General features: G+C 44.7%; 22 protein-coding genes and 2 tRNA genes. 8 read left to right on the forward strand and 16 right to left on the reverse strand.

The features are described 5' to 3' along the window. Nucleotides 1-13: 13 nt before the first annotated feature. The 4 genes from clpA to DLM75_RS09265 are packed head-to-tail and all read right to left on the reverse strand — an operon-like array spanning nt 14 to nt 4,385. Nucleotides 14-2,251 (reverse strand): ATP-dependent Clp protease ATP-binding subunit ClpA, encoded by a 2,238-nt coding sequence (gene clpA, locus DLM75_RS09250; RefSeq protein WP_118968237.1) that lies wholly within the window; start codon nt 2,249-2,251, stop codon nt 14-16. Then, complete coding sequence (gene clpS / locus DLM75_RS09255; protein ID WP_069607204.1) at nt 2,248-2,583, reverse strand: ATP-dependent Clp protease adapter ClpS; 336 nt, start codon at nt 2,581-2,583, stop codon at nt 2,248-2,250. The genes clpA and clpS overlap by 4 nt, the downstream gene beginning before the upstream one ends. Beyond that, complete coding sequence (locus DLM75_RS09260) at nt 2,580-3,794, reverse strand: GNAT family N-acetyltransferase (RefSeq protein WP_118968238.1); 1,215 nt, start codon at nt 3,792-3,794, stop codon at nt 2,580-2,582. Before DLM75_RS09260 ends, clpS begins: the two co-directional genes overlap by 4 nt. A 33-nt stretch (nt 3,795-3,827) precedes the next feature. Next, nucleotides 3,828-4,385: an RNA polymerase sigma factor gene (locus tag DLM75_RS09265; protein WP_118968239.1), complete on the reverse strand. Its 558-nt coding sequence runs from the start codon at nt 4,383-4,385 to the stop codon at nt 3,828-3,830. 130 nt (nt 4,386-4,515) lie between these two features. Here DLM75_RS09265 and DLM75_RS09270 point away from each other — a divergent pair, with 130 nt between their 5' ends. Further along, on the forward strand, nt 4,516-5,148 hold the full coding sequence (locus DLM75_RS09270; protein ID WP_118968240.1) for an NrsF family protein: 633 nt from the start codon (nt 4,516-4,518) through the stop codon (nt 5,146-5,148). A gap of 645 nt (nt 5,149-5,793) precedes the next feature. On the opposite strand, the gene DLM75_RS09275 is transcribed toward DLM75_RS09270, so the two are convergent. The 9 genes from DLM75_RS09275 to DLM75_RS09315 form a co-directional block, all read right to left on the reverse strand. After that, on the reverse strand, nt 5,794-7,701 hold the full coding sequence (locus DLM75_RS09275; RefSeq protein WP_118968241.1) for an AAA domain-containing protein: 1,908 nt from the start codon (nt 7,699-7,701) through the stop codon (nt 5,794-5,796). Further along, nucleotides 7,698-8,699, reverse strand: coding sequence for a PLP-dependent cysteine synthase family protein (locus DLM75_RS09280; RefSeq protein WP_118968242.1), 1,002 nt, complete (start codon nt 8,697-8,699; stop codon nt 7,698-7,700). The genes DLM75_RS09275 and DLM75_RS09280 overlap by 4 nt, the downstream gene beginning before the upstream one ends. A gap of 15 nt (nt 8,700-8,714) precedes the next feature. Further along, entirely contained in the window at nt 8,715-9,335 is a 621-nt protein-coding gene (leuD, locus tag DLM75_RS09285) for a 3-isopropylmalate dehydratase small subunit (RefSeq protein ID WP_118968243.1), read from the reverse strand. A gap of 18 nt (nt 9,336-9,353) precedes the next feature. Continuing rightward, nucleotides 9,354-10,751 carry a 3-isopropylmalate dehydratase large subunit gene (leuC, locus tag DLM75_RS09290; protein WP_118968244.1) on the reverse strand — a complete coding sequence of 466 codons (1,398 nt, stop codon included), beginning with the start codon at nt 10,749-10,751 and terminating at the stop codon, nt 9,354-9,356. 172 nt (nt 10,752-10,923) lie between these two features. Further along, nucleotides 10,924-12,375 (reverse strand): FHA domain-containing protein, encoded by a 1,452-nt coding sequence (locus tag DLM75_RS09295; RefSeq protein WP_167731741.1) that lies wholly within the window; start codon nt 12,373-12,375, stop codon nt 10,924-10,926. Between the two features lie 21 nt (nt 12,376-12,396). Further along, nucleotides 12,397-13,164: an ATP-binding cassette domain-containing protein gene (locus DLM75_RS09300; RefSeq protein ID WP_118968246.1), complete on the reverse strand. Its 768-nt coding sequence runs from the start codon at nt 13,162-13,164 to the stop codon at nt 12,397-12,399. 8 nt (nt 13,165-13,172) lie between these two features. Continuing rightward, nucleotides 13,173-13,760: a D-sedoheptulose 7-phosphate isomerase gene (gene gmhA / locus DLM75_RS09305; protein ID WP_118968247.1), complete on the reverse strand. Its 588-nt coding sequence runs from the start codon at nt 13,758-13,760 to the stop codon at nt 13,173-13,175. A gap of 1 nt (nt 13,761) precedes the next feature. Next, nucleotides 13,762-14,535, reverse strand: coding sequence for an LBBP_01157 family protein (locus tag DLM75_RS09310; protein WP_118968248.1), 774 nt, complete (start codon nt 14,533-14,535; stop codon nt 13,762-13,764). Beyond that, nucleotides 14,525-15,394 carry a glycosyltransferase family 2 protein gene (locus tag DLM75_RS09315; RefSeq protein ID WP_118968249.1) on the reverse strand — a complete coding sequence of 290 codons (870 nt, stop codon included), beginning with the start codon at nt 15,392-15,394 and terminating at the stop codon, nt 14,525-14,527. Before DLM75_RS09315 ends, DLM75_RS09310 begins: the two co-directional genes overlap by 11 nt. 108 nt (nt 15,395-15,502) lie before the next feature. Here DLM75_RS09315 and DLM75_RS09320 point away from each other — a divergent pair, with 108 nt between their 5' ends. Then, complete coding sequence (locus DLM75_RS09320; protein WP_118968574.1) at nt 15,503-17,596, forward strand: O-antigen ligase family protein; 2,094 nt, start codon at nt 15,503-15,505, stop codon at nt 17,594-17,596. A 20-nt stretch (nt 17,597-17,616) separates the two neighbouring features. On the opposite strand, the gene DLM75_RS09325 is transcribed toward DLM75_RS09320, so the two are convergent. Continuing rightward, a tRNA-Leu gene (locus tag DLM75_RS09325) sits at nt 17,617-17,702 on the reverse strand. 14 nt (nt 17,703-17,716) lie between these two features. Beyond that, nucleotides 17,717-17,787 (reverse strand) — tRNA-Cys (locus DLM75_RS09330). A 127-nt stretch (nt 17,788-17,914) separates the two neighbouring features. On the opposite strand from DLM75_RS09330, the gene DLM75_RS09335 reads away from it, so the two are divergent. The 4 genes from DLM75_RS09335 to DLM75_RS09350 all read left to right on the forward strand — a co-directional run bounded on the left by DLM75_RS09335 (nt 17,915) and on the right by DLM75_RS09350 (nt 20,801). Continuing rightward, on the forward strand, nt 17,915-18,364 hold the full coding sequence (locus DLM75_RS09335; RefSeq protein WP_158586459.1) for a DUF4505 family protein: 450 nt from the start codon (nt 17,915-17,917) through the stop codon (nt 18,362-18,364). Nucleotides 18,365-18,661: 297 nt separating this feature from the next. Then, on the forward strand, nt 18,662-19,126 hold the full coding sequence (locus DLM75_RS09340; protein WP_118968251.1) for a hypothetical protein: 465 nt from the start codon (nt 18,662-18,664) through the stop codon (nt 19,124-19,126). Beyond that, on the forward strand, nt 19,123-19,527 hold the full coding sequence (locus tag DLM75_RS09345; protein WP_118968252.1) for a pyridoxamine 5'-phosphate oxidase family protein: 405 nt from the start codon (nt 19,123-19,125) through the stop codon (nt 19,525-19,527). The genes DLM75_RS09340 and DLM75_RS09345 overlap by 4 nt, the downstream gene beginning before the upstream one ends. Before the next feature lie 2 nt (nt 19,528-19,529). Further along, entirely contained in the window at nt 19,530-20,801 is a 1,272-nt protein-coding gene (locus DLM75_RS09350) for an adenylate/guanylate cyclase domain-containing protein (protein ID WP_118968253.1), read from the forward strand. Here DLM75_RS09350 and guaA read toward each other — a convergent pair whose 3' ends face one another. Further along, nucleotides 20,802-22,613, reverse strand: coding sequence for a glutamine-hydrolyzing GMP synthase (gene guaA, locus DLM75_RS09355; protein ID WP_118968254.1), 1,812 nt, complete (start codon nt 22,611-22,613; stop codon nt 20,802-20,804). 96 nt (nt 22,614-22,709) lie between these two features. Here guaA and queF point away from each other — a divergent pair, with 96 nt between their 5' ends. Continuing rightward, nucleotides 22,710-23,111: a preQ(1) synthase gene (gene queF / locus DLM75_RS09360; RefSeq protein WP_100783846.1), complete on the forward strand. Its 402-nt coding sequence runs from the start codon at nt 22,710-22,712 to the stop codon at nt 23,109-23,111. Between the two features lie 17 nt (nt 23,112-23,128). Next, nucleotides 23,129-23,395, forward strand: coding sequence for a SemiSWEET transporter (locus DLM75_RS09365; protein ID WP_118968255.1), 267 nt, complete (start codon nt 23,129-23,131; stop codon nt 23,393-23,395). The last annotated feature ends 299 nt before the right edge of the window (nt 23,396-23,694 follow it).

Below are 23,694 nucleotides of genomic sequence, written 5' to 3' on the forward strand. Positions count from 1 at the left end.
TCGATTTTTTAATTTAGGATTTTTTGCCGTGAGAAAATTCCATTTCGATTCCCTCTTTTCCGGCAACGAGTTTCGCCCTTCCGCCCGATTTTAATTCTCCAAATAGAATTTCTTCCGAGATTCTTTTTGAGATATGAGTGTCGATCCATCTCTGGACGGGCCTAGCTCCGAACTCGGGTGTATACGCTTTTTCAGCGATGTAGTTGAGAACATCATCCTGAAATTCCAATTCAATTTGTTTAGAATTCAGACGCTCTTGTAAAAGAGCAAGCTGTTTTGCAACTACTTTGGTTACATTTTCCTGACTGAGAGAAGAGAACTCGATCACCGCTGTGAGACGGTTCCGAAACTCCGGAGAAAATTGTTTTTCGATCGCCTTGAGACTTCTGTCTTCCAAAAGGTCATTTCCAAAACCCACTGGATTTGTAGAACGTTCCCGAGCTCCAGTGTTAGTGGTCATCACGAGGATCACCTGACGAAAATCGGATTTTCTTCCGTTGTTGTCCGTAAGTGTTGCGTGATCCATAATCTGGAGAAGAATATTATAAATGTCTTCATGAGCCTTTTCGATCTCATCGAGCAAAAGGACACAGTGAGGATTTCGATGCACCGCATCGGTCAATTGTCCGCCTTGTTCAAAACCTACGTAACCGGGAGGAGATCCAATCAATCGGGAAACGGTATGTTTTTCCATGTATTCGCTCATATCAAAACGAATGAGTTCCACTCCGAGAATCTCCGCTAATTTACGAGTCAGCTCGGTCTTTCCAACCCCGGTCGGTCCCGCAAAGAGAAAACTACCCACGGGTTTTCCCGGTTCGGAAAGTCCGCTTCTGGAAAGTCGAATCGATTGTACGAGTTGATCGATCGCGGAATTTTGTCCGTAGATCTTGGCTTTTAATTCTTCGTCTAAATTCTTGAGCTTTTCACGATCGTCGGCTTTGACGGTAACGGAAGGAACTTTCGCTATTTTAGAAACGAGTTCTTCGATTTCTCTTACCGTCACGGTTTTTTTCCCACTCTCACGAAGCCGAACGCGAGCACCCGCCTCATCCAAAAGGTCGATCGCCTTGTCCGGAAGTTTTCGATCCAGAATATAACGCGCGGACAACTCGGCGGCTTGTTCCACTGCAGGGGCGGAATACTTCACCTTGTGAAAGGTTTCGTATTTTCCCAAGAGTCCTTTTAAGATCTCTATCGTTTCGGGGATCGAAGGTTCGCCTACTTCCACCTTTTGGAATCTTCTGGAAAGAGCATGATCTTTTTCGAATATAGTTTTGTATTCTTTGTAAGTCGTCGTCCCGATACAACGAAGTTCACCGCTGGAAAGGGCGGGTTTTAGGAGATTCGAAGCGTCCAAAGAACCGCCGGATACCGCGCCAGCTCCGATGATCGTATGGATTTCGTCTATAAAAAGAACGTGATCGTCTTGCGCCGTGATCTGAGTGACTACATTCTTGAGTCTCTCTTCAAATTCTCCTCGGAACTTAGTCCCCGCGAGTAAGAGTCCCATGTCGAGAGAATAAACTTTTAGGTTCTTCAACGGTTCCGGAACATTTCCGTCCACGACCATTTGCGCAAGTCCTTCGACGATGGAAGTTTTACCGACTCCCGCCTCTCCTACAAAGATAGGATTGTTCTTTCTTCTTCTGCAAAGAATGTGAATTGTCCGATCCAGTTCGTCCGCGCGTCCGATCATAGGATCCAACTTTCCTTCTCTGGCCTTCGCCGTAAGATCCACACAAAAGGCTTTGAGAGGATCGGAAACTTTTTCTCCTTCTTCCCCCAGAGTTTCTTTTTCTCGATTCTGATTGTCTTTGCGAATTCCGTGAGAGATATAACGAACGACGTCCAATCTGGAAATATCCTGTGAGCCGAGAAAATACACTGCGTTGGATTGATCTTCTCTGAATAAAGCCGCGAGAACATCTCCCCCATCCATCTTTTTATTGCGAGTGGATTGGACGTGAAACTCGGCGAGCTGTAGAACGTGTTGAACTCCGATCGTATAAATCGGATCTACGTCTCCGGAGGTTTCCGGAAAGGATTCGAGTTCGCTATCGAGATATTGACTCAGATCTTTCTTTAGTTTTTCGATATCGGCTCCACAGGCTTCCAAAACCTCTTTTCCGACTGTATCATAGGTCAACGCAAGAAGGATGTGTTCGAGAGTGATAAATTCGTTTCTTCTTTGTTTTGCTTCTTCCCAAGCCTTTCGTAAGGTCCGTTCCATTTCTTCCGTAAGAATCATGATTCTTCTTCTCCTTCTTCCACTTCCATCGTACAATGAAGTGGGTATCCGTGTTGATCCGCCAATTGTTGAACTTGTATGACCTTGGTTCGCGCCACATCGTGCGAATAAACGCCGCATAACGCTTTCCCGGTGATATGCGCCTTTAACATGATCTGTTCGCTTTCGGCTCTCGTTCTGTGAAAGACTACCTGTAAAATCCAAACGACGAATTCCATCGGAGTAAAATCGTCGTTGAGTATGATAACTCTGTATTTGGAAGGACGTTTGAGTTTGACCTTCTCCTTGGTTAACGTCTGTTCTTCCGTGTCGAATCGAAAGATCTCGCTCATGGATCTAGACTCCCTTTCTCTGCGATCGCGTTGTCTCGGAAGAATGTTTCGTTTGAAAATTCCTTGAGCGGAGAGTGCTCGTTTGTTTCTTGAATCATTTCCTGCATGTGCAGTCTTTCTTCTTTTAGGAAACGTTCAATCGCATTTCGAGCGCCCGGATGAAAAATCCGATGCGAACTATAAGTCGGCATCGCCGGAAATCCACGAAGAAACTTGTGTTCTCCCTGAGCGCCCGCCTCAAAGACCTTGATTTTCTCACGAATCGCATAATCGATCAATTGATAAAAACAACATTCAAAATGAAGGTGAGAATGGTATTCGAGACAACCCCAATATCTTCCGTATAAAAAATCACCCTTTCTAAGGTTGAAGGTTCCCGCAATCGGTTCCCCGTCCCGGGACGCAAGAACCAAAACGATCCGATCTCGAAACGTAGCAAACGCGGAATCAAAGAAGGCGCGATTGAGATAAGCGGAGCCCCATTTTCTGGAATGTGTGTCCTGATAAAAACGCCAGATAGCATTCATATCCGGCTTGGAAATCCGGTCTCCTTCGATAATTCTGATATCAAGTCCGTAACTCCGAACGATCTCACGTTCCCGTTTGATCTGCATTCGTTTTTTGGATTTCATCGCGCTCAAGTAATCGTCAAAGCTTCCATAACCTGGATTGGTCCAGTGATATTGGTGAGAAAGTCGAGTCGCGAAGCCGAACGTTTCCAGGACTTCCGATTCTTCTTTTTCTAAGAAGAGAAAGTGAACACCGGAAAGTCCTTCTTCTTCCGAAAAACGAAGGAGCTCCGGAATCATATAAGAACAAACTTCTTCCAGGCTTAACTCATTCTTATGAAGAATTCTTTTTCCATTTGCCGGAGTAAACGGAATCGCCACGAGACCTTTGGGATAATAGCTCAATCCAGCTTGAGCGAAGAATTGGGCCCACTGAAAATCGAAGATATATTCCCCATAGGAATCGAACTTGAGAAAAAGAGGAATGACCGCAGAAAAACTCCCTTCCAATTTGAGAACAGAATACTTCTGAATCCAAGAAGTGTTCGAGCCGATAGATCGGGAAACTTCCAGGGAATGTAAAAAGTCGTATTCTAAAAACGGATTTTTAGGATCGGAGATGGAATTCCATTCTTCCTTGGGAATCGAGGAAATAGAATCTAAAAATTCTACGCTGACGCCGTTGGAAAGAGGAGAAGACATGCTATATCTTGGACTCGTTTGGTTGCAGTTTTGTCAGAGATCGAGGGAAAAATGCTTTCGAATCTTTTGAACCGCGCGGTGGGTGATTACCTTGATATTTGATTCGGAAAGCCCGGTTTTTTCCGAAACTTCTCTCACGCTCATTCCGTCGAGTTTGAGATGAGTCAGAATCTGCTTCTGCCTTTCATCCAAGACGGAAAGCCATTCCCTTAGAATTTCCCGCGCCTTTTCCGGTTCTTCCTCTTCGACCGGTTCCGGAGAGGCGAAGAGTTCCAGATTGTCCGTGGTAAAATAGCGATCGCCGACCTTTCTTTTTCGGAGATAATCGATGGTTTTGTAGCGTGCGATCGCAAAAACCCAAGGGGCCGGGTGACGTTCCGCGCGATACGAATCCCGAGCCTTATGGAGTCCGATTAAGATTTCCTGGACCAGATCCTCTCGGTCCTCGGCATTGTTGATACGTGGAGATAGATACGAACGAAGGACTCCGGTTACAAGTCTCAGAAATTTTTCATACGAAGTTGGATCCCCTTCTCGAGCCTTTGCGAGGAGATTTGTACATTCTTCCCAGATTTCTTTTTTAGCTGACATGTAACTAATTGCTTGGGACCTTCGAATATAGAAACAGTTGAACCCGATTCCATTCCAGCTTGAAGCAGGAAGAATTTATTGTCCAACCATTCTTTAAAATTGGAAAATTTCCAATATTATAACTTAGAATATGTTGAGTAAAGAACAAAGAACCGAATCCTTAATCCAGAAAATGGCGGCAGAACCTCCTTTGAGAAGAAACGTCTGGGGATCTTTTGTCGTCTTGTTCCCGCTTTTAGGGATCGGCTTGATTCTCCTCTTTTTATCACTGTACCCGATCACAGCACCTATGATTCATATTCCAACTTTGTTTCCCGATTTTCTTTGGATCGGAATCGTTGGCTTCAGTGCGTATTGGATTCTTTTTCAATTGAGATTTCCGGAAGAATCGTTTTCGAAATCTTCTAAACTTCCGATTCTCCTTGGTCTGATTTGGGTGCTTTACTCAGGAGGATTGTATGCCTGGGATATCATAGAAGATCATGAATTCAGCCATCACGTAGGTAGGTGTTCGGCGACTATTTTTTTCTCCAGTATTCTTCTGTGCGGAAGCGGACTTTTTATTTTGAGAAATGGAAATCCGGGAAACCCGATTTTAAGCTCGGCGGTGCTTTCGATTTTTAGTTTAGCCCTTGCCAACCTTTGTTTAAAATTCGTTTGCGGCGATCAATCCTCCTATCATATTTTCTTTTCCCACGTTCTTTCGAGTTTATTCTTATTCTTTATCAGCTTTTTTGTATTTAAGAATATCTTAAAGTGGTAATGTTTATGGAATTCAAATTCGAAAAGAGTTCAAATTTTCAGATTAAAAATATCGTTTTTAATTTTTTGTATTTTTTTACATTGGAAATCTGTAGGAATTCCGACGTTTTTCCGTAAAATTTCGCGCGCCCCACCCTGAACTTGGGTGGAGGGGTGGGTGGCGGAAATCATCGGGAGACTTTTCGGTATCAGAAGAAACAGAATTCTGCAAGAAAAATTTCATTTTGTAGGAGCTCTAACAAAAGACTTCTCTCGCTTCCGTGCCTTCACAACTTGTAGATAAAGAAATTCCGCTCTTCAAGAAAAAAACAACAGAAAGAATCCAAAGTTCCGTATATAACAAATATCGTAAATTCTCAACAAAAATTCTTTAGCAAATACGTAGCCGAAAACGTAGGATTCAATTTAAGATCCATTTTTCATTCCACAGCTCATTAATTGTTCCGACAAAGTAACTCGGAAAAAAATGGATCGCAATCAAACTCTGGCGCTTCAGCCCAAACGTTTCCTGACCAGAATCCATCTCCATCGCGACCGGGTCGAAAGAGTTCCGACCAATCTATCGACGAAGCCATCTTCAGTAGCGTCGTGACCGAAAGCGTCTCCCAGCAAACGAAGTCGAAACAATCTTAAACCGAATCGATGTTTACAAAAATTCCCAAGCGGTTCGAAACACTTCCCTTTCTTCGGCAAATTGAATCAGTTTAGAGAGAAATGCGTCCGAAGAAAGTGTAGAACTGTCTCCTATACAAAGAAGAAGATCCCTCGCCCTTGTCATTCCCACGTTGATCCTTCTGGATTCTTTTAAGAACCCGGATTTTCCTTCTTCGTTGGAACGGACAAAACCAAGAAGAATACAACGGTTCTCCCGTCCTTGGAAGGAATCGATCGTGGAAACTCGAATCTTCGGAAGGTTTGACTCTTTCAACTTTTCGGAAATCAATCGGACTTGAGCGCGGTAGGGAGAAAGGATTGTGATCTCTTCTTCGGACCAACCGTGTTCGCTTAACAAAACGCAGATCCGAATCTGTAGATCCGCTTCGAACGGGTTAGTCAAACTTTCTTCTACGGATACTTCCTCGCTGTCCGTTCCGGCAGTATCGATCCATTGGAAAGAATGGAGAAACGGAAAGTCTTCCGGAAAATCGGAAGTCCTTTCCTCCAACGGGCGACCGGATTTCAAAAGGTTAGAATAAAACTCTTGGGAAGAAAACTCGGCAATTTCGTCCTTCATTCGGTACTGAGTGTCGAGAAGAAAAACGCGTTCGGAGTCTGCAAGTCTCTCAGCGGCCTTTTCAAACAATGTCTCTTCCAGAGTATTCTTCTCTGAAAACAAAGTGGGCGGCAATTGTTTGTGGTCTCCCGCGAGAATCACGCGATCCGATTTTAAAATTGGAATCCAAGAGGCCGGCTCGAGCGCTTGCGAACACTCGTCTAACACACAATAATCGAAAACTCTTCCATCCAAAATTCCTTTCGCTGAAGCGACCGGAGTCGAAACGATCACAGGATGAGAGGAAACGAGGCTGTCGATCAGACCGGACTCGATCGTTCGAATCGTTTTTTTGAGTTCCTTAACTTCCTGAAAAAGAGACTTTCTTTCTTCTCTTTCCTTTTCTCCAAAGTTTCTTTTGTATTTTTTTGCTTGTTTGGAGATTTCTACAACTTCCCTTCTGTATTCGCTTAACAATTTGCCGTCGGGATGATGGAACAATTTATAGTCCAATGTCGAATGGAGAGCCGTCTCCGAAACTCTGGCGGGATGTCCAAGACGTAAAACAGGAATTCCTTTTTCGGAAATGGATTCCACAAGAAGATCGCAGGCGGAATGTGTCGGCGCGGAGACGAGAATTTTTCTTTCTTCCGCAACGAGTTGACTTACGATTTCGGTTAACGTTGTAGTTTTCCCGGTTCCGGGCGGACCGTGGATGATCGTGACGTCTTCGGAAAGAACGGCGTGTAACACCGCATTCTTCTGAGATTCGTTCAGACGAGAATTCATTCTTCCCTGAACTCGAGTTTTATCAGCCTCTCGTAGGGAGATCTTATCCGCTTTTCCATATCCGAGAAGAAGTTCCCGATTCGTATACAATCGACTTCCTTTTTTCGCGTCGGTTACGATATCCAAGGCACGAAACATTTCTTTGTAAGAAGTTTCATCCGGTAACAGATCGAGATGACACTTTCCTTCCTCGACCCATTCCGGCACTTCGTCGATTGCGATTCGGATTCTTTCTTTCTGAAGGGAAACGAGAATGGTGCGCGCACGATCCTCTTCCTTCCCGATTTGAATCGGTGCGCCCGATTGAAACTTGGACGGATATTCTTCCTGTTCCGGAAATCGAAAGGTAAGAATCCAACTCCCGTCTCGACCGATGGATTGTTCTTCGTAGACAAGAGGGTATAACGTGATTCCGAGTTGAATCCGTTCCGGCAAAGAGCGGGAAAGCCAATCTTTTGAGAAAAGAGTTTCTTCTTCTTTTTTTTCCCGCTCGAGTTCTTTGCGAACGGCTTCCAATTCTTCCAAAGAATCGGAAAATTTTTGTTCCTTCAAAACCGGTCCGGAGATAGGACTACGATTCTGTAGACCTGAGATTTTTGATCGTCCCTGGTCGGAAGACTTTCCGCAAATCGGATCGCACTCGCAAGCGTAGTTCCCGTTGTTGTGCCCGCGAAGATTCCTTCTTTTTGATAGAGATCGGATTGATAGAGAAGCGCTTGTTCCCGGTCGACGCCCACATACTCATCCACAATCTTTGGATCAAAGGATTCCGGAAGGTGAATGGAAGTTTCATTCTGCACCATCTTTCGAATGAACCTGGATTTCTGACTCACACCCATGATCACTCGAATCGAAGACTTCTTGGATTTTAAAAAACGTCCCGCTCCGGAAAGAGTTCCTCCGGAACCGCCACCCGCGACAAACGCGTCCACGTTGCCCGCGAGGTCTCTCCAAATTTCAGGGCCGGTAAAAAGATAATGTGCGTTTGTATTGGCCATATCCGTGTATTCGTTTAAGATTACGGTGCTTTTTTCTTTCTCTTTGATCTCTCTCGCTTTTTTCAAAAGAGCCTCGTCCCAATTCCCCTTTGCTTCGGGAAGAATTTCGACGTGAGCACCGAACGTCTGGAGATCCTTGATCTTTTGAGGATCGGTGTCCCCGGCGACCAAACAACGAAATTTATATTGTCGAATCGTACTGATCCAAGCCAGACTCAGCCCTGTGGAATTGTATCCGGGTTGGATAATCTGACCTCCCGGTTTCAATTCTCCTCTTCTTTCGGAGGAAAGAATCATGGAAAGAGCCGTTCTGTCTTTCACGGAACCGGTAGGATTGCAGAACTCAGCCTTGAGATAAAATTCCACATTGGGAATATGAGAACCGATCTGATTCAAACGGATGAGCGGAGTGTTTCCGATCATCTGAAGGATCGTTTCTTTTACCGGCTTTGCAACGCTGAGTTCCCGTCCAAACGATTTCTGAATGTTATTCAGAGCGCCAAGGAAACTGTTTCCAAACTCGTCGATCGAACGGGAGATTTCATCAAACATATGATTTGTGCAGAATTATATAGCGTACAACCAAGGTTCAACTTCTTTCTGCTTTTTTTCAAACTCTCCGATTTTGGATTCGTGTTTGAGAGTAAGCCCGATATCATCGAGTCCGTTGTAAAGACAGTATTTTCGAAAAGAATCCACTTCGAAAGTGAACACTTTTCCGGTTGGTCCGGTAACGGTTTGTTTTTCCAGATCGATCGTAATCTTCGCACCCGCCTGAGAAGAAACGGCCTGAAATAATTCTTCCACTTCTTCGGATTTTAAAACCACCGGAAGCATTCCGTTTTTAAAGCAGTTATTGAAAAAAATATCCGCGTAAGAAGGAGCGATGATACAACGGAAACCGTAGTCTTCCAAGGCCCAAGGAGCGTGTTCTCTGGAAGAGCCGCAACCGAAGTTGTCTCTCGTTACTAAGATAATGGCGCCTTTGTAACGATCCTGGTTTAAGGAGAATTCAGGATTGGGCTTGGTTCCTGCGTCGTCTAAATATCTCCAGTCGTGAAAAAGATGAACCCCGAATCCGGTTCGTTCTATCTTTCTCAAAAATTGTTTTGGGATGATCTGATCCGTATCCACATTGGGTCGATCGAGTAAGGCCGCGATTCCGCTAAGAGTAGTAAATGCTTTCATAATTCTTAATTCTATTCCTTATTTCCAGTTTCGGATATCCACGAAGTGACCTTCGATCGCCGCGGCCGCGGCCATTTCCGGACCAACGAGGTGCGTTCGACCGCCCTTCCCTTGACGACCTTCGAAGTTACGATTGGAGGTGGAAGCGCAACGATCTCCCGGTTCGAGAACGTCGTCGTTCATCGCAAGACACATGGAACAACCCGGATTTCTCCATTCGAAACCCGCCGCAGTGAAGATTTTATCTAGACCTTCCTGTTCCGCCTGACGTTTCACTCTTCCCGATCCAGGAACGACGATCGCTTGCACTTTTGAGGAAACTGTTTTGCCTTTGATAGTGGCCGCCGCCGCTCTCAAATCTTCGATTCTGGAATTCGTACAGGACCCGATGAACACTTTGTTGATCGTTACTTCTTCGATCTTTTGTCCCGGTCTTAAATCCATGTATTTCAACGCGGATTCGATTCCGATTTTTTCAACGGGATCGGTCGCGTCTTTTGGATCCGGCACAACACCCTTTATGGAAATCACTTGGCTCGGAGAAGTTCCCCAACTCACCATAGGTGCAATTTCGTCGGCGTGTAAAATCACGGTGGTATCAAACTTCGCACCTTCGTCTGTGACGTAGTGTTTCCATTTTTTAACCGCGAGATCCCATTCCGCACCCTTCGGAGCAAAGTCTTTTCCTTTGATATAGTTGAAAGTAGTTTCATCGGGAGCTATGAGGCCGGCTCTTGCTCCCGCTTCGATCGACATATTGCAGATCGTCATACGAGCTTCCATGCTGAGAGCTTGGATCGCGGAACCACGGTATTCGATTACGTAACCGGTGGCTCCGGCCGTTCCGATCTTACCGATGATCGCAAGAATGATGTCTTTTGCCGTAACCTTATCGGAGAGTTTTCCGTCCACGCGGATCTCCATAGTCTTCGCTCTTTTCTGAACGAGGGTTTGAGTCGCAAGAACGTGTTCCACTTCGCTCGTCCCGATCCCGAAAGCAAGGGCTCCGAAAGCGCCGTGAGTGGACGTATGAGAATCTCCGCATACGATGGTCATCCCGGGATGGGTCAGACCCATTTCCGGAGCGATGACGTGAATGATTCCTTGGTCCGGATTTTGAAAGTCATAGAGACGGATTCCGTTTTCATCGCAGTTTTTTTTCAAAGTCTGCATTTGGATCGCGGAGATCGGATCGGCGAGACTCATGTCTCTGGTTCTTGTGGAAACGTTATGGTCCATCGTTGCGAACGTCGCTTCCGGACGGCGCACCTTTCTTCCCGCGATTTTGATTCCTTCAAAAGCCTGGGGGCTGGTGACTTCGTGGATGAGATGACGGTCAATATAAATGATATACGATCCTCCATCCAGTTCCCCGACTAGATGGTCTTCCCAGATTTTTTCGAACATTGTCTTCATTTTGGATTCTGTCTCCCCGAAAGAAATTCTTTCGGAATTTGTGGATTGGATGGAATTCTCGGAAAGAGAAAGAGCGCATCCGTCTGTATTTCCATCGTTGGGAAATCGGGTCTTTTCGTCTACCCGGATCTATTCTAAGCGAATTGGAATGAATTTGGAAGAATGAAAATTCTTATCTCGCGCGAAAAACGAAGACCGTCTTCCCCAGACTGATCTCGTCGAAATCATAGAGGACCCGTGGTCTTAGAACCTTCTTCCCGTTGAGATACGTTCCTGCGTCTGAGATAAGATCATAGAGAACGAACCGATTTTTAATCTTTCGAATTCTCGCGTGGAGTTTACTCACATTCGGATCGGCGACCAAAACATCGGACAAATCTCCGGCGCCCAAGGTCGTTTCGGCTTTCCGAATCGGAATTTGTTTTCCCGGAGTTCTTCCTTCCTTCTGAATCAAGGTCGCGAGGTCATAGGCTTCCGCCGCCTCGAACTCGGATTCGTTCACGGGAAGAGAACGAGCCACATACACTCCTTCCGGATTTGCATAGGGAGAAGAATGAAACTGATCTCCGTACATTCTTTGATAAACTTCCCGTTCTTCCCCTCTCGCGTGGAACCTACGTTCCGCTTCTCCATTGGTAGAGCCTACGATTTCTTCCGGTTCTTTTTCCTTTTTGAACAAGAGCAAAAGTCCGATCAACGTAAGAATGACCAAAAAACCGATCGTGGGAAGAAACACGCCCGGACTCAAAAAAACAAAACGAAGCTGTTTTATCGCGCCGGGTTTGTACGAGTAGGTAAACTTTCCCCCTCGACTGGATTCCCAATCTCCCCGTAGAAAATCCCCTTCTCCTTTCCAAAAGTCGTCTTGAAACGGAGAATCATACTGAATCACTGCGGGATGTTTGTGGAAGTATTCCAAGTCCGTCAAAAAGCGGGAAACGGAATCGGGAGCGTCCAACTCATACAATTCTCCTCCATAAATTCGAACGAGTTCTTGGTTTGCGAAATTGCGCTTTCCTAAAACCTGAATGGGAAGACCGGAAGTGGACAAACCTTGTCTGAGTCCCGGAGGAAGTCTGTAGTCGAGATCGGAAACCAAAAGTGCAAGATAGGATTCTCTCGTTAAAATCGTATTCAATTTTTGGAATACAAGATCCAGGTTGACCCCCGTATTCCGATTGCTGAGAGAACCGGGAACCCGTGCCTTCAGGAGTGCGGTTTGTCGATCCAGATCCTTTTCTACGACGAGGAGATCGTCCGAAAAGAAGATAAAGCTAAAATGATCTTCTTCTCCGCTGGCCTGAATGATTTTTTGAATCAGACGAGTGTTGAAATTGTTTTCTTCCAGGCTCGTTCCGGACTGAACGAGGAAAACAGTATGAACCGGTCTGGCGCCTTCTTTACGTGTCACCTTCGGACGAAGAACCGTTCGGTTTTCCGAACCGCGAGATTCTCGGATGAGAAAGTTTTCTCTTTCGATCGGGAATTGTTTTTTATCCCGGATGGAAAGTTGAATCGACGGAAACGAGGACGCGTCGATTTCCTCCATTATAAATGGGGATTTCTGGGCAAAAATCGGAAAGGTAAATAAAACCAGTGTTAGGAGGACTGCATAACCCATCATTCGCTCGAGTAGTTTCTAAGATCAGCTTCCCTGTTCAAACAGTTTTTTTCCGTATTCGGAACTCGGATTCAAATCTCCGGTTTTTCCGCGGGAAACGACCTCGGCCCATTCTCCTTGATAGAGGATACTCATAGTATCGGCGATTGCCTTGACGATGGAGATTTCGTGGGTGATAAAAATGAGAGAAAGTCCTTTTTCCTTTCGGAATTTCATGAGAAGTTTTAACGCTTCCGCCTCGCTGATCGAATCCAAAGCCGCAGTCGGTTCGTCGGCGACGACGATCTCCGCCCCCGAATATGCGGCGAGAAGGATCAGAATCCTTTGTCTTTCTCCGCCGGAAAGATTTCCAGGAAGTCCGTCAAACGCGCGTTTGGGATCGTGTATGTAGATCGATTCCAAAAGAGGAAGGACTTTTTCCTTGTTCGCGAATTCACGATTGGTTAAGGAGAATGCTTCGAGAATTTGAGATCCAGTCTTTCGATACGGATGAAATCCCCAAACAGGATTCTGAGGAACGAGAGCGATTTTTTTGCCACGAAGGGGCATCCATTCTCTTTCCGTAAAATAACGGGCGTCCATTCCCAAAAACTGAAAACGATCCGATCTCAAAAAAAGTTCCGGATCGGTCATTCCTAAAAGACAAGAAGCGAAAGTGGATTTTCCACTCCCGGATTCCCCGACGATACAATGAACCTCCCCCGCTCGAAGCGTGAAATCAATGCCTTTGAGAATCGGATGACCGGGTGTGGAAACCTTCAGATTGGAAATTTCGATTACGGGAGAATTCACAAACTGGATTATTCGAGATTGAAAAGATTGTATTCGACGATGCTACAGAGGATATGTCCGATTAAAATATGAGATTCTTGGATTCGAGCGGTGACCTTGCTCGGAACGATCACGTCCAAGTCCGCCAGATTTTTCATCTTACCGCCATCTCCGCCTAACAAGGATATGGTTTTGACTCCTCGGGTTTTCGCTTTTTCCAATGCAAGAAGAACGTTTTTGGAATTTCCACTCGTGGAAAGTCCAATGAGCAGATCTCCCTTTCTACCGAAGGCTTCGATTTGTCTGGAGAACACTTCCTCATAACCGTAGTCGTTCGAGCACGCGGTCAACACCGCAGAATCCGCAGAAAAAGACATCGCGGGAAGAGCTTTTCTTTCGTTCCCGGATTTATAACGAACCACGAGCTCCGCGGCGATATGAGAAGCGTCGCAAGAAGAACCTCCGTTCCCGCAGAGAAAGACAGTGTTTCCCGCCTGCAAAACCTTGGAAACAAGCTCGCCCGCTTTCGTGATATCCTCTAAAATCAAATCGATACATTTCTGTTTGGTGGAAATAGAATCCCGGATCTGACCGAGAGCGATTTCTTTGACGTCCATCTTAGGTTGTACCCCTTTTTTTTCGTATCTGTTCCAATACTCGGAAGAATTCCGATTTTGCTTTTTCAAAATCTTGAAGCGAAAGATTTTCCGAATAAGGAGAATTTTCTTTTTGATTCCCGCTCACGTTTAAAAAATACAATTCGTCCGAAACGATCGACTTCATTCTTTTTGTGGAATTCGACTGGAAGAATTGTTCGAAATCCGGACCCATATAAACGAGAAGAATCGCAAGAAGGCTCGGCTTCAGACGGATGAGAACCTGCTGTTTCCAAATCGGTTCCCAGATGTAAAAGTCTTTCCAAGATTCTTGGGAAGAACCAGATTCTCCGTATAAAACCTTCAAATCTTCAGCGATCCCCTCGGGTTGAAACCGGGAAAAAACGCTTTGTAGATCCGTGTGTTCGTAGGAAAGAATTCGGTTGAGTTCCGCTTCCGGAACAAAGACAACGCCGGAAATTTTTTCGCCTTGTAAGCTCAAAAAATTTCCCGTGGAAACGACGAGAGAATATTCCCGACCACTTTTTTCCTTTCCTTCAAGACGAAACAGTTTTGGACCGTTCTTTAGAATTTTATAATATTTCGTTTCATGAACGATTCCGTTCGCCTTCTTCCGTGTTACAAAAAAACGATCCGCCTTTTCCCTAAGTTCGGAAAGTTCCCGTTTGTATCCGTAACTTTCCCGAACGGGTGGCGCCTCTTCGGCGTGAACTTTTTTCTTTTTCCTTCTCCGAAAGAAGGAAAGGAATTTTTTAAAGAAAGACTTAACTCCCATAACCCTCTTTCACGTTAGACGGCCTTTCGATGATCTTTTTTTCGAGCTCGTATTGTTTAGCGTCTTTGAGAAACGTGGAATATGCGGACGAGACCGCAATCACCCAACCGGGAAAGCCGTCTAAAAAACCGAATTTAAAAAAATAGGTTTCGATGAATTTGGAAAAGGGTTTGTAGATCGTCCTAAGAATTGAAAAACGTTTTCCCTTTCTCTGTCTCGTCAGAGCGACAATCGAAGAAAACTGGTTGATCGTATTCACCTGGTGAGTGAGGTCGCGAAAACTATAGTGGATGATATCCCCGGAAAGTTTTCCGCCTTTTCCTTGGATGCTGATGTAATCGTGCGGATTTTCGCCGACCCAAAGGGCATTTCCTTTTTTAAAGATGCGATAACGAAACTGAGGATACCATCCGGAATAACGGATAAATCGTCCCATGTGAAAAGTAAGACGGGAAACTTGAAACCCGTTACGATCACTTTCGATCGGATCTTCTTTGAACTTACGAAGAGAACGTTGTAATTCGGGAGAAACTCGTTCATCCGCGTCCAAAGAAAGAATCCAGTCGAATTTGCAAAGTCCGATCGCGTCATTCTTCTGTTCGATATGACCTTTGAATTTCTGTTTGAAAAATCGAACGTTCGGATACGATTTCGAAATCGTTTCGGTTCGATCCGTACTAATCGAATCGAGAACCACGATTTCATCGGCGATCTCCAGACACGATTCGATACATGCACCGATATTTCTTTCTTCGTTGTAAGTGATGATAGCGACTGATAATTTTTTGCCCCGAGTGGAAGGAGCAGGATCGGTTTTTTTTTCCGTTTTCTTTTTCTTGGCTGGAATAGTTTTTCCCATCTGTTCGATTGATTCCCGGAATCAGTTCTTTTTTCTAATGGTAGAATGAATTCTTTCTCTGTCATTGGTTTTTTAAGGGAATTTTTAAGAACTTCCGAGGAGCAGACATTGAAAGAAGGATATATCAAGAATGGGGAAAGACTCTCCCTGATTTCTCTTTGTTTGTTTTTGCTCAGCTTCCCGCAGTCCGTGAGTGTATCTCAGATTTTCGCCGGACTAATGATTGCGAGCACTTATCCCCTCTTGTATTTCAAAAAAGAATACAAGGGATATTGGAAAGGAATACGAAGTTTCTTTCTGATCTTTTTCGGAATGTATCTTCTCACGCTCTTTTCCTCCTTGCTACAAGCGGATTCGTATTCTCCCTTTTTTAAAAAATTCATCAAACAATCCGAATTCGGGGATTTTTGGATGCTCTTGGTTCTACCGGCTTCTTATCTGATCGCGTCCGAAAAAAAGAATCAAAAAACTCTGAACCGGTTTCTCTACGCGAGTGCTACGATCACAATTCTTCTCGGTCTGATCAGTCTATTTTCGGAGGTAAGAATCGGGAAGTTCGTCGCCAACGGATTTCGTTATGCACCCGGCGATCGTCTTCAACATTTTTCGGGAAATCTTGGACCGATCAAACTCTATCTTCCGATCGGAATGATGAATACGCACCTAACGTATGGAGGACTCTTGGGGCTAATTCTTCCGGGGCTACTTTTGGATTGGTTTCAAAGAGGGAAGGAAAAGAAGAATCTTTTGTTTTACGCAAGGACCGCGCTTCTTCTCGGCGGGTGGATCGTCCTTTTTTTCAACCAAAGCAGATCGATCTGGTTGGGAGTTTTTGTCCTTCTCGTCATCGCAGGGTTACACGGAACGTTCTCACTCAAACAAAATATACCGGAATTTACGGGCAAAACCAAATGGATCTTTGGGATCGGGCTTCTCTGTCTACTTTTCTCCGGCGCGTATATCTTTCGAAACAACTGGTTGATCCAAAGATCTGTGTCGCAAATATTCGAAGTTCATAATACGGAAAATCAAAGATACTATATCTATAAGAATACGATTCCTCTTGTGAAAGATCATCTACTTCTCGGAGTCGGAGGTGGAAATTACAAGGATTCTCATTGGAAGGAATCGACAAAGATGATCGAAGGACAAGAACAACTCTGGTATGAACTCTATATCACGCCGAGGGGACACGCGCACAATGACCTGCTTCATTTCGTTGCAGTGGGAGGAATCCTCTCGGGAATTTTGTTTCTTTCGTTTTGGTGGAAGTTATGGGATCGTTTTTTTAGAATCGATCCGAATCAAAACGGAAGTCTATCTATTTTGACGATCGGAATCCTAAGTCTCTATCCGGCCGGATTTTTTCAGTGTTATCTTTTGGACGACGAGGTTCTTCTTCCTTTCTTTGCCTTCTGTGGAATCTTCCTCGCGGGAACAAACAAGTTTTCATCGGAGCCTCCGTCTGATTCTTCTTCCCCTTCGAAAATGCAAAAAAAGACCGAAGACGATCCGAAACGAAAAAATGCCGGAGAAATCGCCGAGGATTCGAAGTTCTTTCGATTTCGAGGAAAGTTTTCCTTTTCGATCTTCGGTGCGATCGGAATCCCACTTTTCCTCTACTGGCTTTTTTGGATTCCCCGATTGAATCTAAATCCTCTGGAAGTCTATAACCGAAGGGTCCGGGCATCGGATCCGAACCTCGTAAAAACGGTTCAGAAGAATCTTCTAAAACCTAATTTTTCCGAAATCGGAATTCAAAACCCGGCGACAAACATCACGGTCGAGCAAGCGTCTCTTCCATTTCAAGTAGAAGGTTGTCTAACGCATCGATTTCCCAATCCGCCGGTCCCTCGAGTGATTCCGTTTAGTTTTACCATTCACGTTCCGGAGAATGCTACGAACCCACCCAAAAAGGTGGAAATCACGATCGTTTCTCGGGATTCCTTCGATCAGGATCAACTCTATTGGGCACAAGGAGAAGCAGATCTGGGAAAAATCGAACGTTTCTTACAACCGGGCAAAAACGAGGTCCTCATCCCGAATTTCCTGTTGAACACCTACCCGAAAGAATTTCCGGACGGAGTATTCTTCCGAGATTTTAGAATTTTGTTCTCCGGATTTGAAAAGGAAGGAAGAGCGGATTTTCCAAAGTTGGATTTCGGAAAGATCTGCGACACGGTGATTCCGCAGACGAGATAGAATTTGCAAAAGGAAAACCTTGGTACCTGGAGCGAGACTCGAACTCGCACGAGATTGCTCTCACAGGATTTTAAGTCCTGGGTGTCTACCATTCCACCATCCAGGCAGATACAAAGTGACAGGCGTCGCCCGGATTCGAACCGGGGATCAAGCTTTTGCAGAGCCATGCCTTACCACTTGGCCACGACGCCGTTAAAAGGTATGATTTTAAGAGAAAGTATGATGTCAATAGAAAAGTCTTTGTAGTCAGTCTTTACGCATCGTTTTACTGTTTCAAACCGTTTGGCCCAAAGAATCTACCGGATGGGGGAAATTTTTATGAGTCAAAGAAGAAGCTACTTTTATCAGATGGATTCTCGTGGCCGAATCTTCCACGAAGGCACCGAGTTGAACGACCCACACTTCCTGGATTTTTTCATTTCCAGAATTCGTAAAAATGAAACTGGAGTTCATCCGGAATATCCTTACCTCTCTCTTTGTGCAGGCGAATGGAATTTTATCCAACCAACTACCACGATCTTCGTATTCCGAAAAAGGGAATCGGAAAAACTTTTCTATTCTCCGGGTCGATTCGTTTTGTTCCAACCGGAACAATTGCGAATCCAAGGAAATTCTTTGCTCCACCCCGCACCGCAAGAAGAATGGGGTTCTTTTTCGAGCGAACTCCTTCTGGAATTCTCAAAACGAATCGAACAAAGGGAAGATGATCTTTATTTCCAAGAAAATTCGATGGAATTTAAGATTCAAGTTATCCCGGAATTATCGTAACGACTCGAATTCTCCAAAGCAGATTCAAAGAGAGAAAGGAGATTTTTCCAAACCGTTCTTTCTCAGCGTAATACCACTCCAAAGCTACTCCGAATTCCATCCGGTCAAATTATCATCTCGCAAGAAAATCAAATCGTAAAGTTCAATCAAACACTCCCTTTCTGTTACTTTATATAATTTGAATATTCAACTAAATGAAACTCATTTTTTTCACCCACAAGCTTTGGAATAGAATTCTTCTTGCCCCGAATCCTCCGACGGAAAACGATAATCCACTTTTAAAACAACGGAGGTAAAATGTTATCCCAAGAAGATTTAGGCGAATTCAGCGGACCATTGTCGATCAGCATCGCCACGAGGAATGCGGATCTTAAACCACATTTTGCGAGAGGATTTGGAATCCGATACAACGAAAACAAAACGGAAATTACGGTGCTTGTCCCTCAGGTTGTCGCAGAGGCCTGCTTGGAGGATATTCGGGAGAACGGCTTGATCGCTACAACCGTCGCCCACATGTCTTCTTTCAAAACGAGACAGTTCAAAGGAACTGTAAAACAAGTGAGTGATTGTTCCGAAGAGGATTACGAACTCATGCATCAAATCCGACAAGCGGGATCGGAAACCAGCTCCCTATTTTTTGGACCGAAAGCGGGAGAAGGTTGGGCCAAATACAAAATCAAACCGGCGTTCGCGATTACGTTCGAACTTTCGGAATTGTTTGAACAATCGCCCGGAGCGAAAGCGGGAGAAAAATTGAAATGATCTTAGAAGAAATCCAACCTTGTTTGCAAGGAGTTGTACCGAGTATCATGGTTACGTCCTCTAAAGAAGGAATTCCGAATGCGACCATCGTAAGTCAGGTGTATCAAGTCGACGAACGTCATGTGGCCATCTCGAATCAATTTTTCGGAAAAACGCATAAGAACGCGGTGGAAAATCGTCACGCACAACTTCAAGTTCTAAATCCGGAGAATTTGGAACCTTGGCTTTTAGAAATCTACTATCAGAGAACGGAAACAGAAGGAGATTTGTTCGACGCGATGGAAATGCAACTGGAAGCGATCGCTTCCATGTCCGGAATGAGCGACGTATTCAAACTCAAGGCCGCGGACATCTTCGAAGTTCGTTCCGTAAAAAATCTCATTGAAGCGAAGGAGACCTAATCGTGCCGAACGATCAGGAAATCGAAGATTTCAAAAAACAATTCGTCGAGAACCAAAAAGGAATCGAAGAATTAAATCAAAAGCTTCACCGTAAAACCCGCGAAGTCGAAATCATCCAATCTATTTCTGCGGAAATCCTGAATACGCTGGATCTCGACCAAATCTTCGAGAGAATCATGAAGGTGATGGACGAGGTCTTTGGTTTCAAACACGCCCTCATTCTTATGGTTCAGGACGGAACCGAAATCCTTAAAGTAGTCGCAAGCCGAGGCTATGAAGAAGTCGGAATCGGAGCCAAAGTGGAATTCGGACAGGGAGTCATCGGAGTCGTAGCAAAACGAAAAAAGATCATGCGAATGGTCGGAATTTCCACACAAATGCGTTATGCGGGACAGGTGGGTCAATCGATGGGACGGGAAGAAAAAAAAATCGAACTCCCCGGCCTGAAAGACGCCAAAAGTCAGATCGCCATCCCACTTTTAGTGAAAGAAAGATTGCTCGGAGTATTCGCGGTGGAAAGTTCCGAGATGAACGCCTTTAAGTTGTTAGACGAAATGATATTGAGCATCGTGGGAAATCAGATCGCGGTCGCCATCGAAAACGCGTCCGCCTATCACACACAACAACAACTTTCCGAAGCGTACAGCCGTTTCGTTCCCAAAGAAACCCTTGCTCTATTGAGCAAACGATCCATCTTAGAAACCCAACTCGCCGATCAAACGGAAGGTCTGATGACCGTGATGTTTTCCGATATTCGCGGCTTTACGACCCTCTCCGAAAAAATGACACCCGGTGAGAACTTTCAATTTATCAACGACTATTTGGGAAGAATCGCACCTGTGATTCGAGAACACCACGGTTTTATCGATAAATTTATCGGGGACGCAATCATGGCGATCTTTCCGAGTCGCGCGGAAGATGCGGTGGAGGCCGCGTTAGCGATGAGAAGAACTCTTCGAAAATTCAACGAAATCCGAAAGAGTCAAAACCAAGAAGCGGTCGATATCGGAATCGGAATTCATACGGGTCATCTGATGCTGGGAATCATCGGTCACGAGAATCGAATGGAATGTACGGTGATCGGAGACAGCGTAAATCTTGCTTCGCGAATCGAAGGTCTGACGAAACAATTCGGTTGTCCGATCGTTGCAAGCGAAGTCACGATCGCCTCACTCAAAGATCCATCACGGTTTTCGCATGAATTTTTAGACGAGGTGACGGTGAAAGGAAAATCGCAGGCTGTGAAAATGTATAAAATTGAGAGCGAGGATTGATCATTCCCACTCGATCGTTCCCGGCGGTTTGTTCGTAAGATCGAAAAAGACGTAACGAATTCCGGGAATTTTAAGAACTTCCATTTTGATTTCCTTGAGAAGTTCTCGTTTCATCGGAAAAAAATTCGCCGTCATCGCCTCTTGAGATTCCACAGGACGAAGAACGATACTTTTCTCAATCTCCTTTTCTCCGATCGGAAGAAGGACGACCGGCATTTGCCAGATTTGATTGTAAAGCCCCGCTTTGAAGATCAACGATTCTACAATAGAATCCGCTTCCCGAAGAAGATCGGAGCATTTTTTATCCAGTTGCATTCCTGTAAAACGAAAGGCCAGATTCTTCACATCCTTCTCAAAAGGAAGAAGAACGACCCGATTGATAAAGGAGAATTGATTGGAAAGATGAGTTGCGACCCGGTCCAGAGTTTTCCAATCCGTATCGATGTCGTTTAACACGACGCAGTTGGCATAGGATCTACGATCGCCCTTTACTCCGACGCTCGCGACGGGAAGAATTTTTCCGGACAACCCGTTCTGTGTGGAAAGATAAGAATCGATTTCTTTCTGATCCGAATCGGTACTCGTTTTTTCAACGGCGAGCATTCGAACGACAAGACCCGGACCGGGAAAAGGATGGCGACCGACCCACTCCGGTTCCAGACCGAGAAGCAGACCTAAATCACGAACCTCGTCCTTATAAAGATCGCGAATCGGTTCGATCACCTTTCCTTCTTCGATGAGTTTTTGGATCGCTTCCACTCGATTGTGATGGGTCTTAATCGTATGAGAATGTTTAGTCCCGCCCGACTCGATCGTATCGGGATAGATCGTTCCTTGACCGAGGAGCCAATCTCCGTGTTCCAGATCCAATTCTTTCACAGCACGATCTCTCGCTTCCAGAAAAAGATTTCCTACGATCTTTCGTTTTTCTTCCGGATCCGATTTTCCCTTTAAACTTTCGTAAAATAGATTCGATTCGTCTCTCACTGTTAGGTGAATCTTCTGCGATTTGAGTTTGTCTTGCAAAGGGAGAACTTCACCCTTTCGCATAAATCCGGTATCGATTAAAAAACCGAGAACTCTTTCGGTTCCAAGCGCCTTGCAGAGAAGAAGATAGGAAACCGTGGAATCGACTCCGCCCGAAACGAGCATAAAAACTTTTTGTTCCGGCTTTACGGTTTCTTGAATTTCTTTGATTTTTTCCTTGAGGAATTGATCGATTCCCCAAGTGCGAGAAGCGCCGCAGATCTGGATGAAATTCTCCAGAAGCACGGAGCCTTTTTCGCTGTGACTCACTTCCGCATGAAATTGAATTCCAAAAATTTTCTTGGAAGAATTTTCTACGACCGCATATCCGCAGTCTTTGGAAGACGCGATTCTGGAAAAACCCGCCGGAAGTTTTACAACCTCGTCTGCGTGATTCATCCAGACTTGTTCCCCACCCACAAAATTCTTCAATAAAGAATTTCCGTTTTGTGAATGAAGTTCCAAGGAAGCCGGACCATATTCTCCCGTTCCGGAACGTTCTACAACTCCACCTAAGAGCTTCATGATGAGTTGATGACCGTAACAAATTCCTAATATAGGAATGCCGAGGTCGAAAAGTTTTGAAGAAATGCTGGGAGAATCCGGTTCGTAGACGCTTTCCGGTCCTCCGGAAAGAATGATGCCTGCGTATTTTTGATAACTGGAAAGAGGTTCTTCGTTGGAAAGAATTTCCGTATAAGCGCCGAGTCTTCGAATCCTGGATGCGATCAGGTGAGCATACTGCCCTCCGAAATCAACGACGGCAATTTTTTTTTGGATTTCCATTCCACCCCTCAGAGAACTTTGATAGAGACTCGGATTCAGGAAAAAGAATTTTCCTGGGGGAAAGATTGAAAAGTCTGGTCATGAAAGGAACAATCCATGGAAACAATCAATCCAGAGACCTACGACGGAAGACAAGATCATATCCCGGCCCTAAAAACTCCCGAAATCGAATCTTTCACCAATGTTTACGAGGGAAAGGATTATACAATCGATTTTACGGTTCCAGAGTTCACGGCGGTTTGTCCTAAGACCGGCCTTCCCGATTTTGGAATCATCGAAATTTCCTACGTTCCCACAAACCGTTGTATCGAATTGAAATCTTTCAAAGAATACATTCTTAGCTATCGAAACGTTGGAATCTTCCACGAGTTCGTAGTCAACAAAATCCTGGATGACTTGGTCAAAGCGATCGATCCGAAATATCTGAAAGTGATCGGGGATTACAATCCACGCGGTGGAATCAAAACGATCGTAACCAGAGAATACAAAAGAGCATAAGGGATTTTAGGACGAAAATGGATTCAGTTACCTTCTTAGGTTATCTCGCTTCTCTTTTGACTACGGTCTCCTTTCTTCCTCAGTTGATTCGGATCGTCATGGGCGGAAGCACAAAAGACATCTCGAGAAACATGTACATCGTCTTTGTTACGGGAGTTGTAATGTGGTTTGTTTACGGATGTCTCAAACAAGATTTTCCGATCATCTTAGCGAACATATTCACGTTCATTTTTACTTCGATCATTCTTTATTTTAAACTGCGAAACGACGCGAAGGGAGAATGAGGAAAAAACAAGTTCTTTTCCAAGCATCCTTGTCGTAGGTCCTACAAAAAGGTGTGATTTTTTTTGTGGAAAAAGTTTTCTTTTTATGATACGAAAAATTCTGAAAATTATTTCCCGCCTCCTCTCCTCCTCCACCCAATCAGGGTGGGGCGCGTGGCTTTCACGGCAGAAGTAGGAACTACGACTAAAAGTTTTAGTAGAAGATAATGCTTTCTTGAGCCCAGACTTTAGTATATTCAGTTTTTAGAATTTAGAAAAATAGCATTTCGAACTTATAAGCGAATAACCTGTGCGCTTCC

Origin of the sequence: Leptospira stimsonii (assembly GCF_003545885.1) — a bacterium.
Classification (GTDB): Bacteria; Spirochaetota; Leptospiria; order Leptospirales; family Leptospiraceae; genus Leptospira; species Leptospira stimsonii.

Bases quoted from the DNA above. Each gene is read 5' to 3' on its own strand.
- DLM75_RS09365 (WP_118968255.1), top strand. From the start codon at position 23,129: ATGGATTCAGTTACCTTCTTAGGTTATCTCGCTTCTCTTTTGACTACG.
- guaA (WP_118968254.1), bottom strand. From the start codon at position 22,613: ATGGAAATCCAAAAAAAAATTGCCGTCGTTGATTTCGGAGGGCAGTAT.
- DLM75_RS09260 (WP_118968238.1), bottom strand. From the start codon at position 3,794: ATGTCTTCTCCTCTTTCCAACGGCGTCAGCGTAGAATTTTTAGATTCT.
- gmhA (WP_118968247.1), bottom strand. From the start codon at position 13,760: ATGGACGTCAAAGAAATCGCTCTCGGTCAGATCCGGGATTCTATTTCC.
- DLM75_RS09310 (WP_118968248.1), bottom strand. From the start codon at position 14,535: ATGGGAGTTAAGTCTTTCTTTAAAAAATTCCTTTCCTTCTTTCGGAGA.
- DLM75_RS09340 (WP_118968251.1), top strand. From the start codon at position 18,662: ATGTTATCCCAAGAAGATTTAGGCGAATTCAGCGGACCATTGTCGATC.
- clpA (WP_118968237.1), bottom strand. From the start codon at position 2,251: ATGATTCTTACGGAAGAAATGGAACGGACCTTACGAAAGGCTTGGGAA.
- queF (WP_100783846.1), top strand. From the start codon at position 22,710: ATGGAAACAATCAATCCAGAGACCTACGACGGAAGACAAGATCATATC.
- DLM75_RS09335 (WP_158586459.1), top strand. From the start codon at position 17,915: ATGAGTCAAAGAAGAAGCTACTTTTATCAGATGGATTCTCGTGGCCGA.
- DLM75_RS09345 (WP_118968252.1), top strand. From the start codon at position 19,123: ATGATCTTAGAAGAAATCCAACCTTGTTTGCAAGGAGTTGTACCGAGT.
- DLM75_RS09270 (WP_118968240.1), top strand. From the start codon at position 4,516: ATGTTGAGTAAAGAACAAAGAACCGAATCCTTAATCCAGAAAATGGCG.
- DLM75_RS09295 (WP_167731741.1), bottom strand. From the start codon at position 12,375: ATGATGGGTTATGCAGTCCTCCTAACACTGGTTTTATTTACCTTTCCG.
- DLM75_RS09265 (WP_118968239.1), bottom strand. From the start codon at position 4,385: ATGTCAGCTAAAAAAGAAATCTGGGAAGAATGTACAAATCTCCTCGCA.
- leuC (WP_118968244.1), bottom strand. From the start codon at position 10,751: ATGAAGACAATGTTCGAAAAAATCTGGGAAGACCATCTAGTCGGGGAA.
- DLM75_RS09315 (WP_118968249.1), bottom strand. From the start codon at position 15,394: ATGGGAAAAACTATTCCAGCCAAGAAAAAGAAAACGGAAAAAAAAACC.
- clpS (WP_069607204.1), bottom strand. From the start codon at position 2,583: ATGAGCGAGATCTTTCGATTCGACACGGAAGAACAGACGTTAACCAAG.
- DLM75_RS09280 (WP_118968242.1), bottom strand. From the start codon at position 8,699: ATGTTTGATGAAATCTCCCGTTCGATCGACGAGTTTGGAAACAGTTTC.
- leuD (WP_118968243.1), bottom strand. From the start codon at position 9,335: ATGAAAGCATTTACTACTCTTAGCGGAATCGCGGCCTTACTCGATCGA.